General features: G+C 72.8%; 11 protein-coding genes. 6 read left to right on the top strand and 5 right to left on the bottom strand.

All coding sequences use genetic code 11. The features are described 5' to 3' along the window. Nucleotides 1-63 precede the first annotated feature (63 nt). Nucleotides 64-1,533 (bottom strand): ethanolamine permease, encoded by a 1,470-nt coding sequence (eat, locus tag ACFYW1_RS13550; RefSeq protein ID WP_388991104.1) that lies wholly within the window; start codon nt 1,531-1,533, stop codon nt 64-66. A 436-nt stretch (nt 1,534-1,969) separates the two neighbouring features. Between eat and ACFYW1_RS13545 the strand changes: the two genes are divergently transcribed. Genes ACFYW1_RS13545 through ACFYW1_RS13535 form a run of 3 tightly spaced genes read left to right on the top strand, consistent with a single transcriptional unit; the run spans nt 1,970 to nt 5,577 of the window. Then, nucleotides 1,970-3,334: a glutamine synthetase family protein gene (locus ACFYW1_RS13545; protein ID WP_388991102.1), complete on the top strand. Its 1,365-nt coding sequence runs from the start codon at nt 1,970-1,972 to the stop codon at nt 3,332-3,334. 47 nt (nt 3,335-3,381) lie between these two features. Next, complete coding sequence (locus ACFYW1_RS13540) at nt 3,382-4,785, top strand: aldehyde dehydrogenase family protein (RefSeq protein WP_388991100.1); 1,404 nt, start codon at nt 3,382-3,384, stop codon at nt 4,783-4,785. A gap of 6 nt (nt 4,786-4,791) precedes the next feature. Further along, a complete protein-coding gene (locus ACFYW1_RS13535) occupies nt 4,792-5,577 on the top strand; it encodes a 3-oxoacyl-ACP reductase (protein ID WP_148833593.1) in 786 nt (261 codons plus the stop codon). 113 nt (nt 5,578-5,690) lie between these two features. Here the strand turns inward: ACFYW1_RS13535 and ACFYW1_RS13530 are convergent, their stop codons facing one another. The 4 genes from ACFYW1_RS13530 to ACFYW1_RS13515 form a co-directional block, all read right to left on the bottom strand. Continuing rightward, nucleotides 5,691-6,350, bottom strand: a complete 660-nt coding sequence (locus ACFYW1_RS13530; RefSeq protein ID WP_388991098.1) for a TOPRIM nucleotidyl transferase/hydrolase domain-containing protein — start codon at nt 6,348-6,350, stop codon at nt 5,691-5,693. 142 nt (nt 6,351-6,492) lie between these two features. Next, nucleotides 6,493-7,176: a DUF4232 domain-containing protein gene (locus tag ACFYW1_RS13525; RefSeq protein WP_388991096.1), complete on the bottom strand. Its 684-nt coding sequence runs from the start codon at nt 7,174-7,176 to the stop codon at nt 6,493-6,495. Between the two features lie 164 nt (nt 7,177-7,340). Then, on the bottom strand, nt 7,341-8,264 hold the full coding sequence (locus ACFYW1_RS13520; protein ID WP_388991094.1) for an alpha/beta fold hydrolase: 924 nt from the start codon (nt 8,262-8,264) through the stop codon (nt 7,341-7,343). Then, nucleotides 8,257-8,853, bottom strand: a complete 597-nt coding sequence (locus ACFYW1_RS13515) for a TetR/AcrR family transcriptional regulator (RefSeq protein WP_388991092.1) — start codon at nt 8,851-8,853, stop codon at nt 8,257-8,259. Before ACFYW1_RS13515 ends, ACFYW1_RS13520 begins: the two co-directional genes overlap by 8 nt. 172 nt (nt 8,854-9,025) lie before the next feature. Between ACFYW1_RS13515 and gndA the strand changes: the two genes are divergently transcribed. The 3 genes from gndA to ACFYW1_RS13500 all read left to right on the top strand — a co-directional run bounded on the left by gndA (nt 9,026) and on the right by ACFYW1_RS13500 (nt 12,622). After that, nucleotides 9,026-10,468 (top strand): NADP-dependent phosphogluconate dehydrogenase, encoded by a 1,443-nt coding sequence (gene gndA / locus ACFYW1_RS13510; RefSeq protein ID WP_388991090.1) that lies wholly within the window; start codon nt 9,026-9,028, stop codon nt 10,466-10,468. Nucleotides 10,469-10,739: 271 nt separating this feature from the next. Next, nucleotides 10,740-11,825 (top strand): Dyp-type peroxidase, encoded by a 1,086-nt coding sequence (locus tag ACFYW1_RS13505; protein ID WP_388991088.1) that lies wholly within the window; start codon nt 10,740-10,742, stop codon nt 11,823-11,825. Next, nucleotides 11,825-12,622 carry a family 1 encapsulin nanocompartment shell protein gene (locus ACFYW1_RS13500; RefSeq protein WP_388991086.1) on the top strand — a complete coding sequence of 266 codons (798 nt, stop codon included), beginning with the start codon at nt 11,825-11,827 and terminating at the stop codon, nt 12,620-12,622. Before ACFYW1_RS13505 ends, ACFYW1_RS13500 begins: the two co-directional genes overlap by 1 nt. The last annotated feature ends 234 nt before the right edge of the window (nt 12,623-12,856 follow it).

Genomic DNA, 12,856 nt, shown 5'->3' with positions numbered 1-12,856 from the left:
GGGCCCCGGGCCCGCACGATCCCCTGCCCCGGCGGGGCCTGACGTGCCGTCGGTTACGGCCGGTCAGTCCCGGGAGAGTTCGGCCTCGGCCGCCGCCAGCGCGGCGAACTCCTCCTCCGGGGCGTTCGCGACGAGCCGGTGCCGGCTGTACAGGGCGAAGTAGGCCAGCGCCACCCCGTACACCCCGAGGGCGATGAACGCCGCGTTCCGGTCCACCAGGAAGGTCGCCACCAGCGCCGAGCAGGCCAGCACGAAGGCCACGGACGAGGTGAGCGCGCCGCCGGGCGTGCGGTAGGGCCGTTCGAGATCCGGCTCGCGGCGGCGCAGCACGATGTGGGAGAGCGCCATCAGCGCGTAGCTGATGGTGGCGCCGAAGACGGCGACGTTCAGCATCCGGCCGCCGTTGCCGACCCAGGCGGCCAGGGTGAAGCCGATCGCGCCGGGGATCAGCAGGCCGAGGTAGGGGGACTTGCGGCGGTTGGTCAGCGAGAGGAAACGCGGCAGGTAACCGGCGCGGGACAGCGCGAACAGCTGTCGGGAGCCGGCGAAGATCAGTGAGAAGAACGAGGCCACCAGACCGGCGAGGCCCGCGTAGTTGACGAACCGGCTCAGGCCGGTGGGGCCGCCGTCGCCCTCCAGCGCGACCACGAGGGGGTTGCCGGCCTCCTGGATGGCCTTCGCGCCCTGCGCCCCGGTGGCGGAGAGGAAGGTGAGCACCGCCAGCCCCACCAGTACGGTCAGCGAGATGGCCAGCGCCTTCGGCATCGACCTGACCGGGTCCTTGGCCTCCTCGGCGGCGAGCGGCACGCCCTCGACGCCGAGGAAGAACCACATGCCGAAGGGGAAGGCGGCCCAGATGCCGAGCAGTCCGAAGGGCAGCCAGGACGAGGAGCCGAACGCACCGGTGTCCACCGGGATGTCGTCGAGGCGGCTCGCGTCGAACTCGGTGAACGCGCCGATGGCGAAGACCAGCAGGGCGGCCACGGCGATGGCGGTCACGATCAGGCTGAACCTCAGCGCCTCGCCGACGCCCCACAGGTGGATGCCGATGAAGACGGCGAAGCACGCGAGGTAGACGGGCCAGCCGGAGGTGAGTCCGAACAGGCCGAGCGATTCGACGTAGTCGCCGATGAACAGCGAGATGGCGGCCGGGGCGAGGATGTACTCGATGAGGATCGCCGTGCCGGTGAGGAAGCCGCCCCAGGTCCCCAGGGCGCGCCGCGCGAAGCCGTAACCGCCGCCCGCGGTGGGCAGGATGGCGGAGAGTTCGGCCAGTGCGAAGACCAGGCACGCGTACATCAGGCCCATCAGCACGGTGGCCGCGGCCAGTCCGCCGAAACCGCCCTTGGAGAGACCGATGTTCCAGCCGGAGTAGTCGCCGGACACGACGTAGGCGACGCCGAGCCCGGTCAGCAGGAGCCAGCCCGCGCTGCCCCGGCGCAGTGTGCGGCGGTGCAGGTACTCGTCCGCGCCGGACGACCCGCCGCCGGGGCCGCCCGGCGGACTGGTGGTGGTACCGGTTCCCTGGGTCATGAGGCGCTCCAGTCGTGTGTCGGCGGCGCTGCGCCGGGGTGTGGGGGCGAAGAGCGAGCTTTCGACAAAGGTTCGGTGGCACACCTTTGTGGAACGCCGGGGGAAACACAAGGGGCGTACGCAAAAGAGTGGTTACGGATGCACGCCGCACCACCCCCGGGCGGCCCCGTCCCGGGAGGGAGCGCCGACCGGCACGACGTCCCGACGGCGCCATCCGCGACGGCAGCGGCACCTCGGCGCCGATATCGCGCACGGAACCCACCGCCTTCGCGCGAACACCCTTCCCGGGCAACGGCGGAATCATCCCTTCGGCCTCACCCCTCGACCGGCGACGGGCTCCACCGGCCCCCTCCTCGCCACCACCCACCGGCCCTCTTCCCAAGCAATGGTCAACTGCCATACCTTATGGATCTCGGTGCACCCAAGGAGGAATCCCGTGGCAGACCGCACACCCCCGCTCGCCGTCGAGGAGCTGCGCTCGCTCGTCGCGAACGGGTCGATCGACACCGTCGTGCTGGCGTTCCCCGACATGCAGGGGCGGCTCCAGGGGAAGCGGTTCGCCGCCGGGTTCTTCCTCGACGAGGTCCTGGAGCACGGCACCGAGGGCTGCAACTACCTGCTGGCCGTGGACACCGACATGAACACCGTCGACGGCTACGCGATGTCCTCCTGGGAGCACGGCTACGGCGACTTCGCCATGGTCCCGGACCTCGCCTCGCTGCGGCTCGTCCCCTGGCACGAGGGCACCGCCCTGCTGCTGGCCGACCTCGCCTGGCACGACGGCAGCCCGGTCGTCGCCGCGCCGCGCCAGGTCCTGCGCCGCCAGCTGGACCGGCTGGCCGCACTCGGCTACCGGGCCCAGGTGGGCACGGAGTTGGAGTTCATCGTCTTCAAGGACAGCTACGAGGAGGCATGGGACCGCGACTACCGCGGACTGACCCCGGCCAACCAGTACAACATCGACTACTCCATCCTGGGCTCCGGCCGCGTCGAACCGCTGCTGCGCCGCATCCGCAACGAGATGCAGGCCGCCGGGCTGACCGTCGAGTCGGCCAAGGGCGAGTGCAACCTCGGTCAGCACGAGATCGTCTTCCGCTACGACGAGGCGCTGATCACCTGCGACCAGCACGCCGTCTACAAGACGGGCGCCAAGGAGATCGCCGCGCAGGAGGGCGTCTCGCTCACCTTCATGGCCAAGTACGACGAGCGCGAGGGCAATTCCTGTCACATCCACCTCTCGCTCACCGACGGCGACGGCGACAACGCGATGGCGGGCGACGGCCCGGACGGCATGTCGCCGCTGATGCGGCACTTCCTGGCCGGGCAGCTCGCCGCGCTGCGTGATTTCTCGCTGCTGTACGCGCCGAACATCAACTCCTACAAGCGGTTCCAGCCCGGGTCGTTCGCGCCGACCGCCGTCGCCTGGGGGCACGACAACCGCACCTGCTCGCTACGGGTGGTCGGCCACGGCCGCTCCCGCCGTTTCGAGAACCGGCTGCCCGGCGGCGACGTCAACCCGTACCTCGCCACCGCCGGACTGGTCGCCGCGGGGCTGTACGGGGTGGAGCACGAGCTGCCGCTGCCGGAGGTGTGCACCGGCAACGCCTACACCGCCGAGTACCAACAGGTGCCGACCACCCTGCGCGAGGCCGCCGACCTGTGGGAGGCCAGTCCCATCGCCAAGGAGTCCTTCGGCGAGGAGGTCGTCGCGCACTACCTGAACATGGCGCGTGTCGAACTCGCCGCGTACGACGCCGCCGTGACCGACTGGGAGCTGCGCCGCTCCTTCGAGCGCCTGTGACCTCCGCCCCGTCCCCCGTTCCTGTTCCCGATGATCGAGGCCCGTACGTGTCCCCTCAGTCCGAACCCCGCAACCTGGACGTCCTGAACCCGGCCACGGCCGAGGTCGTCGCGACCGTCCCGGCCGCCACCCCCGCCGACGTCGACGCGGCCGTCGTCCGCGCCGCCACCGCCCAGCGCACCTGGGCCGCCGCCGCACCCGCCGACCGCGCCCGGCTGCTGCGCCGTTTCGCCACCGTGGTCGACGAACACATCGAGGAACTGGCCCTGCTGGAGGTCCACGAGGCCGGCCACACCATCGGCAACGCCCGCTGGGAGGCCGGCAATGTCCGCGACCTCCTCGACTACTGCGCGGGAGGCGCCGAACGCCTGACGGGCCGACAGATCCCGGTTGCGGGCGGCATCGACTTCACCCTGCTGGAACCCCTCGGCGTCATCGGTGTCATCGCACCCTGGAACTTCCCGATGCCGATCGCCGCCTGGGGCACGGCCCCGGCGCTCGCCGCCGGCAACGCCGTCCTGCTCAAGCCCGCCGAGACCACACCGCTGACCGCGCTGCGCCTGGCGGAACTGGCCCTGGCGGCCGGGCTGCCCGACGGGCTCTTCCAGGTGCTCCCCGGCGAGGGCGCGGTGGCCGGGAACGCCCTGGTGGAGCACCCCGGCGTGGCCAAGATCGTCTTCACCGGCTCCACCCGGACCGGCAAGCACATCATGGCCCGCTGCGCCGGCCGCGTGAAGCCCCTCACCCTGGAGCTCGGCGGCAAGAGCCCGAACGTGGTCTTCGCCGACGCCGATCTGGCCGCCGCGGCGGCGGCCGCCCCGATGTCCTTCCTGGACAACGCGGGCCAGGACTGCTGCGCCCGGACCCGCATCCTCGTCGAGCGCTCCGTCCACGACCGCTTCCTCGATCTGCTGGCACCGGCCGTCGCCGCCGTGGTGGTCGGCGACCCGTCCGACGAGAAGACCGGGATGGGGCCGCTGATCTCCGCCGCCCAGCGGGACCGGGTGCGCGGCTTCGTGGACGGCCTCGGCGGGGAGGGCCCGCCGGACGGCGTACGGACGATCCTCGGCCGGGCCCCGGAGGGGCCGGGGTTCTGGTACCCGCCGACCGTGCTCGCCGGGGTGTCGCCGGACGCGCCGGTGGCCGTCGAGGAGGTGTTCGGCCCGGTCGCCGTGGTCCTGCCCTTCGACGACGAGGCGGACGCCGTGCGCCTGGCGAACGCGACGGAGTACGGGCTCGCCGGCTCGGTCTGGACCCGTGACGTGGGCCGCGCCCTGCGCGTGGCCCAGGGCCTTCGGGCGGGGAACCTCTCGGTCAACTCGCACTCCAGCGTCCGCTATTCGACCCCCTTCGGCGGTTACAAGCAGTCCGGGCTGGGCCGTGAACTCGGTCCCGACGCCCTCGCCGCCTTCACCGAAACCAAGAACGTCTTCATCAGCACGGAGGCCTGAAGCACCATGACCGACACCACCGCCGTCTGCCGCCGCCTGGTCGGCCGCACCGCCGTCGTCACCGGAGCCGGCAGCGGCATCGGGCTCGCCACCGCACGGCGGCTGGCCGACGAGGGCGCCCACGTCGTCTGCGCGGACGTGGACGAGAAGAGCGGCAAGGCCGTCGCCGAGGAGGTCGCCGGCCTCTTCGTCCGTACCGACGTCACGGACGCCGAGCAGGTCGAGGCGTTGTTCAAGGCCGCGTTCGACACCTACGGCTCGGTCGACATCGCCTTCAACAACGCGGGGATCTCGCCGCCCGACGACGACTCGATCCTGGAGACCGGCCTCGACGCCTGGCGGCGGGTGCAGGAGGTCAACCTCACCTCCGTCTACCTGTGCTGCAAGGCGGCGATCCCCTACATGCGCCGCCAGGGCAAGGGCTCCATCATCAACACCGCCTCGTTCGTGGCCCGGATGGGCGCCGCCACCTCGCAGATCTCCTACACCGCGTCCAAGGGCGGCGTCCTGGCCATGTCCCGCGAACTCGGGGTGCAGTTCGCCCGTGAGGGCATCCGGGTCAACGCCCTGTGCCCCGGGCCGGTCAACACCCCGCTGCTCCAGGAGCTGTTCGCCAAGGATCCGGAGCGGGCGGCGCGCAGGCTGGTGCACATCCCGGTCGGCCGGTTCGCCGAACCCGACGAGATGGCCGCCGCCGTGGCCTTCCTGGCCAGCGACGACTCCTCCTTCGTCAACGCCACCGACTTCCTGGTCGACGGCGGGCTCTCCGGCGCGTACGTCACGCCGCTCTAGGCACGACCGCAGGCCCCTCGCCCTGCACACCGCGGGGCACCGCTCCGGCCCGGCCGCGTACGCCCGTACGGGGCCGGGCCGTCCGTCGTCCCGCAGAGAGGTCCGTCGAGCCGCTACACGTGCGCGAGCAGGCGATCCAGCGGGCGCGGCACCCGGGCGAGGTCCAGGGCGTCGACGAGCGAGCGGGCGTACTGGCTCTTCCGGCCGCTGATGGTTCCCATGAAGCGCCGCAGCTGCCGCTCGACGCTCCGCTCCCGCTGGGCGGGCTGCTTCTGGAAGATGCGGAAGGCCCGCAGGTCGCCCTGGGCCTCGACGACCTGTTGCACGGCGTCGGCGCCGAGGGCGCGGATCAGCTCCTCCTCCAGGTCGGCGACGCACACGTGGAAACCGAGCGGCTCCATGTCGGCGCGGGTGAGGCCGTGGCCGAGACCCGCCCGCTCCAGTGCGCGCGAGAAGTGGCCCTCCTCGCCGGCGTCGCACAGTCCCGCCACCGTGATGCCGAGCCCCTGGGGGCCCAGCAGATTCAGGAACCGGCCGATGTTGGTGGCGCCCCCGAGCGGGATGACGGCGATGCCCTCCGCGTCGAGGGCCCGGCCGCGGCGCGCGGCCAGCGCATCGAGCGCCGCCTGGTCGCTGACCCCTTCCACGAGCACGGCCGTGCGCAGGGCGGGGCCGGTGGCCAGTTCGCGTGCGGCCGCGGCGGCGGCAGGCGCCCCGGCGCCGTCGGCCGCCCACTCCACGGCCGCTGCCCGAAACCGCCTCGTCGTATCCATCCGCCCAGTCTCTCAGCCATGGCCGGGGGGTCCGCAACGGACTTTTCCCGCACGGGACTTCACCGGGTGCGCCGTCGGCGCGGAGGGACGCGCGACGTTCCGGTACGGCTGCGGGCGCCCGGCCCGGTCGGGGCCGGCGCGATCAGAAGTCGTAGGGCCTGGCCGTGTTCCAGTTCGTGATGTCGGCGCTGGACCAGGTGAATCGCGACGGCGCGCCCTCGCCGTCGCGGGCGCCCTGCTCGACGGCCGGGCCCATGTGCCCGGTACCGTCGCGCAGGGCGATCGAGAGGGCTGCCGCCGTACGGGGCCCCGGGCCGTCGGCGAAGAGTGCCGCGGCGGAGTAGACCCTGCCGCCGGGCCGGACCGTGATCCGGGCGCTGCCGCCCGGGGCGTCCTTCGTCGAGTGGGGCAGGACGTCCGGGTCGTCCCCGAGCACGACCGCCGGGGACGAGGTGACCCAGCAGGGCTCGGAGCCGGCGTTCCGCGCGGTGATCAGCAGGTGCTCGCCCGGCTGGTCCGGGAAGCGGTGCAGCACGGAGTACGCCATCTCGTCGCCCGTGCACGGAACGGCACCGGCGGAGGTGACGGTGCCGCCCCCGGTGGAGCCGGAGCGCGAGACGGAGGCGAAGCCGTTCTTGGCGTCGTCCGTGCCCGACACCTGCCGCGCGGTCCCGGTCCCCGCCGAACCGCCCACCGTGGTGGTGCCCATGCGTGTGTTCGCGGCCCCGTCGACGGCGCTGCCCGAACCGCCGCAGGCGGTCAGGGACAGGGCGAGTGCGGTGGTGCCGACGGCCAGCGTGAGGGTACTGATCCGGGAAGTGCGCATGTCGAGATTCCCCTGTGCGGTGAGGTGGGTTTCGCGGAGTGGTCCCCGCCGCGGTCACCAGCCCGTACAGCCCTGCCGACGCATCACTCGCACCCGGCCGGCGTCTCGCCGAGGTGGCGGCCGACGGCACAGAGCCTACGTCCCGCGCCCCGTTCTTCCCGGTCTCACGCGCCGGGAGCGGCCCGGTCGAGCAATACCGACCGCAGCCGCTCGGCGAACGCCTCGGGGTGCTCGCTCGATCCGGTGTGGCCGCCGGGGAACTCCACGAGCCCGCCGCCCACCCGGTCCGCCAGCCGGGGCCCCGGGACCGCCGTGAGCAGGGTGCCGGACTCCTCCCCGATCCCGACGACCAGCTTCCGTCCCCCGCGTGCCAGCGCTTCCAGGTCCAGGGCGTGACCGCTGAACGAGCACAGTACGTGTTCCAGGAACACCGGAAGGTTGGCACGCATCCGCTGCACGGCCTCGGCCTCCCGCACCGTCTGCTCGCCCCTCTCCGTCCTCGCCGTCTCCGTCTCCGTCCTCGCCGCCGTCGCTGTTTCCGCCGCCGTCTCCCGTACGGGCGGCGCGTCCGGGGCCGTGAGCCCCTCCGTCATGGTGGCCAGCGCCGCGGCCACCCCTCCGGCACGGAAGGAGTCCCGCACTGAGGCGAAGAGCCGTCGTCCCCGCTCCGGATCGGGCAGCAGCTCCACCAGGGGCGGCTCGTGCGCCACCACCCGGTGCAGCCGCTCGGGGTGCCGGGCCAGCAGGTCCAGGGCCACGATCGCCCCCGAGCTGGCTCCGAAGACCGACACCGGTCCGCCGTCCGGCGCGAGCAGTTCGATCAGCCGGTACGCGTCCTCGCTCTGCACCGCCACCCGCTGCTCGCCCGTCCCGCCGTCGATGAGGCTGCGCGAGTACCCGCGCGGGTCGAGGGTCGCGACGGTCCACCCGTCGGCGAGCCGCGCCGCCATCCGGTCGTAGATCCCCGCGTCGGCACTGCCTCCCGGCAGCAACAGCAGCAACGGGCCCTCGCCGCGCACCTCGTGGTACAGCGTCGCGCCGGGCACCTCCAGGTGTCCGGAACGGTCCGGTGCCATGTGATCAGCCATCTTCGTTCTCCCCCTCGCCCGTGGCCGACGGCCAGTGCTCCAGCAGAAAATGCAGGGCCTCGACGGTCCGTTCCCAGGACGTCTGCACATCGCGGGGCGCACCGAAGCCCCCGCTCGCCTCCAGCGCGCAGTAGCCGTGGAAGGTGCTGCGCAACAGCCGTACGGCGTCCGTGAGATCGGGCTCGGCCAGGCCGTAGGCCCGCAGCATGGCGCCCGTGGTCTCGATGGTGCGGCGATACGCGGACGTCCGGGCCGCGACGGCGGGATCGACCCGCAGCTGCGTCGCCTCGTACCGGCCCGGCCGCTCCAGCGCGAAGGCCCGGTAGGCATCGGCGAACCCGACCAGGGCGTCCTTCCCGGCCCGGCCCACCACAGCGGCGGCGATCCGGTCGATGAACTCCTCGGAGGCCAGCACCGCGACCCGGAACCGCAGGTCCTGGAGGTTCTTGACGTGCGAGTACAGGCTGGCGTCCTTGACGCCGAAGCCCCGGGCCAGGGCGGAGATCGTGACCTTGTCGAAGCCGATGTCGTCGGCCAGGTCGGCCGCCGCCTCCACCACGCGCTCGGTCGTGAGTCCCGCGCGAACCATCCGCCACCTCCACCGCAATCAATCCTAGGAGCCCTAGGCACTTTTCTAACATACCAAGGTGACATCCCGCAGTCGACGGCGAACAGGCCGTTCCCCCGCCCCGAACCCATACTGAAGATTCCGGCCGGATCGAGGATCCGGGCACTTCCGAGACGGATTGCGGAGCACACGGATGAGCGGCACGGCACAGATCGGCGTCACGGGACTCGCGGTCATGGGCCGCAACCTCGCGCGCAACTTCGCCCGCAACGGCCTCACGGTCGCGGTGCACAACCGGACGGCCGCGCGGACGGACGCCCTGGTGGAGGAGTTCGGCGGCGAGGGATCCTTCGTCCCCGCGCACACCCCGCAGGAGTTCGTCGCGGCACTCGAACGGCCGCGCCGGCTCGTGATCATGGTGAAGGCGGGTGACCCGACCGATGCCGTGATCCAGGAGTTCGCCCCGCTCCTCGAAGAGGGCGACGTCATCATCGACGGCGGCAACGCGCACTTCCAGGACACCCGGCGCCGGGAGAAGGAACTGCGCGGGCTCGGCATCCACTTCGTCGGCGTCGGCATCTCGGGCGGCGAGGAGGGCGCGCTGAACGGGCCGAGCATCATGCCGGGCGGTTCGGCCGAGTCGTACGAGTCGCTGGGACCGCTGCTGGAGCGGATCGCCGCCCGGGCGAAGGACGGCACCCCGTGCACCACCCACATCGGTCCCGACGGGGCCGGGCACTTCGTGAAGATGGTCCACAACGGCATCGAGTACGCGGACATGCAGCTGATCGCGGAGGCGTACGACCTGCTGCGCACCGTGGCGGGCTACTCCCCCGCGAAGATCGCCGAGACGTTCCGGGGCTGGAACACCGGCCGCCTCGACTCGTATCTGATCGAGATCACCGCGGAGGTCCTCGCCCACACCGACGCGGCCACCGGGAAGCCCTTCGTCGACATCGTGCAGGACCGGGCCGAGCAGAAGGGCACGGGCCGCTGGACGGTGCAGATCGCCCTGGACCTGGGAGTGCCCGTCTCCGGAATCGCGGAGGCCGTCTTCGCCCGCTCCCTGTCCGGGCACGCGGATCTGCGCGAGGCCGCCCGGGACCTGCCCGGCCCATCGGCCTCCCCGCTCGGCGCGGCCGAGGCCGCGGTCTTCGCCGACCGGGTGGAGCAGGCGCTGTACGCGTCCAAGATCGTCTCGTACACGCAGGGGTTCCACCAGATCCGGGCGGGCAGCGAGGCGTACGACTGGGACATCGACCTCGGGGCGGTGGCGGCGATCTGGCGGGCCGGGTGCATCATCAGGGCCGCGTTCCTCGACCGGATCCGGGCCGCCTACGACGTCCGCCCCGACCTGCCGGGCCTGCTGTCGGACGAGAAGTTCGCCGCGGAGATCGGCGCGGCGCAGGACGACTGGCGCGCGGTGGTCGCCGAGGCGGTACGGCAGGGCGTGCCGACGCCGGGATTCGCGGCAGCGCTCTCGTACTACGACGGACTGCGCGCCGACCGGCTGCCCGCGGCGCTCACCCAGGGGCAGCGCGACTTCTTCGGCGCGCACACCTACCGCCGTACCGACCGCGAGGGCTCCTTCCACACGCTCTGGGGCGGCGACCGGTCGGAGATCGCCGCGGGGTGACCCGGACGGCGCGGGGCGGGGTGATCCGGGCGGGGCAGTGCGGTCGGCGCGGAACGATGTGCTCGGTGCGGTCCGCGCGGATCGGCACCGGAACTCCCGTCGGCGCGGCCCGGGCGTCCGCCCGCCTCCGGGGTCGCCCGGCCGGAGTGCCCCGGGGTGCGGCGGCGGTCCACCCGTGCGTAAGTAGCAGCGAGACCCTTCCCCGGCTCCGGCCCACCGCCCCACCGCCCGCCGCCCCGGCCCGCCGTCGCCCGCCCCAGGGAGCCCCCGCATGTCCGACGCCACCCCGGAACCCGCCTCGGAGCCGCCCGAGGCCCAGCCCGTCGTCTCGCCGCTGACCTGCGCCGCTCTGATCCTGGTCGCCACGATCGAGCCCGGCGGGGAGGACGCGGTGCGCGAGGTGCTGCCCGACCTGGCGGCCTTCGGCCGCTCCATCGGATTCCGGTTCCCCGACACCGGGCTGGCCTGTGTGACCGGCTTCGGCTCCGACGCCTGGGACCGGTTGTTCTCCGGCCCCCGGCCGGCCCTGCTGCACCCGTTCCAAGAACTGCGCGGCGCCCGGCACCACGCGCCCGCCACCCCGGGGGACCTGCTGTTCCACATCCGGGGCGAGCGGATGGACGTGTGCTACCAGTGGGCGGCCCAGCTGTTCGACCGGCTCGGCGGGGCGGTGAAGGTGGTCGACGAGACCCAGGGGTTCCGCTACTTCGACCACCGGGACCTGCTCGGATTCGTCGACGGGACGGAGAACCCGGTGGGCGCGGACGCCCGGTCGGCGGCGCTGGTCGGTGCCGAGGACCCGGCGTTCACCGGCGGCAGCTACGTCGTCGTGCAGAAGTACGTCCACGACCTCAAGGCATGGAACTCGCTGAGCACCGAGGCCCAGGAGCGGGTCATCGGCCGCACGAAGGCCGACGACATCGAGTTCCCCGACGACCTCAAGCCCGCCGACTCGCACGTCGCCCTCAACACGATCACCGACCCGGACGGCACGGAACGCGACATCCTGCGGGCCAACATGCCGTTCGGCAGCTTCGAGGGGGGCACGTTCGGCACGTACTTCATCGGCTACGCCGCCGACCCGGGCGTGACCGAGCACATGCTCCGCAACATGTTCCTCGGGGACCCGCCCGGTACCCACGACCGCATCCTGGACTTCTCGACCGCGGTCACCGGCACCCTCTTCCACGCCCCCCGCGCCGACTTCCTCGACGCCCCGCCCCCGCCGCCCTCGGCGGCCGGGACCGAGGCCCTGCCGGAGCCGGTGCCCGTACCGGTGGCGGCGGAGGCTCCCGGCCCGGCCCGCCCGTGCGACGGTTCGCTGCGCATCGGCAGCCTGCAAGAAAGTGACCGGTGATGAACAACCTGCATCGTGAACTCGCCCCCGTCACGGAAGCCGCCTGGGCGCAGATCGAGGAGGAGGCCCGGCGCACCTTCAGCCGCCATCTGGCGGGCCGCCGCGTCGTCGACGTGACCGGCCCGGAAGGTCCCGGGCTGGCCGCCGTCGGCGACGGCCATCTGCGCGACATCGATCCGCCCGCGCCGGACGTGATCGCGCGGGCCCGCACCTCGGCACCGGTCATCGAATGGCGGGTGCCGTTCACGGTGACCCGGTCGGCCGTGGACGATGTCGAGCGCGGTTCGGACGACAGCGACTGGCAGCCCGTCAAGGACGCCGCCCGCACCTGTGCGTTCGCCGAGGACACGGCGATCATCGACGGCTACGCCTCGGCCGGGATCATCGGGCTGCGGGACGGCTCCTCGCACACCCCGCTCCCCCTGCCCGCCGACGCCCGCGACTACCCGACCACCGTCAGCCAGGCGCTCACCCGGCTACGGCTGGCCGGGGTCGACGGCCCGTACCGGCTGCTGCTCGGCGCCGACGCCTTCACCGAGGCCACCGAGACCTCCGACCACGGGTACCCGGTGGCCACCCATCTGGCCCGGCTGCTCGACGACCAGATCCTGTGGGCCCCCGCCGTCACGGGCGGAGTGCTGCTGTCCACCCGTGGCGGCGACTTCGAGCTGTGCCTCGGCCAGGACCTCTCCATCGGCTACCAGGACCACGACGCGACCGGTATCAGGCTCTACTTCCACCAGTCGTTCACCTTCCGGATGCTGACCCCCGAGGCCGTGGTGCCGATCGTCGCCTGAGCGGCCGGGCCCGTCCGGGCCCGGCCGGCCTATTGGGGCGACGGCTGGGGTTCGGGCTCCGGGGTGGGCGGGATCGGGTCCGGCGCCGGGCCCGGTGGCACCGGGCCGGGCGGCGGGGGCGGCGGCTCCGGCAGCGGGGACGGCGGGCCGGGCATCGGCCCGGGGGTGGGTGCCGGAGGCACCGGGTCGGGATACGGGTTGGTCATCGGAAGCCTCCGAACGGTTCAGGACGGA

Origin of the sequence: Streptomyces sp. NPDC002669, assembly GCF_042889165.1 — a bacterium.
Lineage (GTDB): Bacteria > Actinomycetota > Actinomycetes > Streptomycetales > Streptomycetaceae > Streptomyces.
The sequence above is the reverse complement of the archived record's forward strand: the minus strand, read 5'-3'. Positions and strand labels throughout refer to the sequence as shown.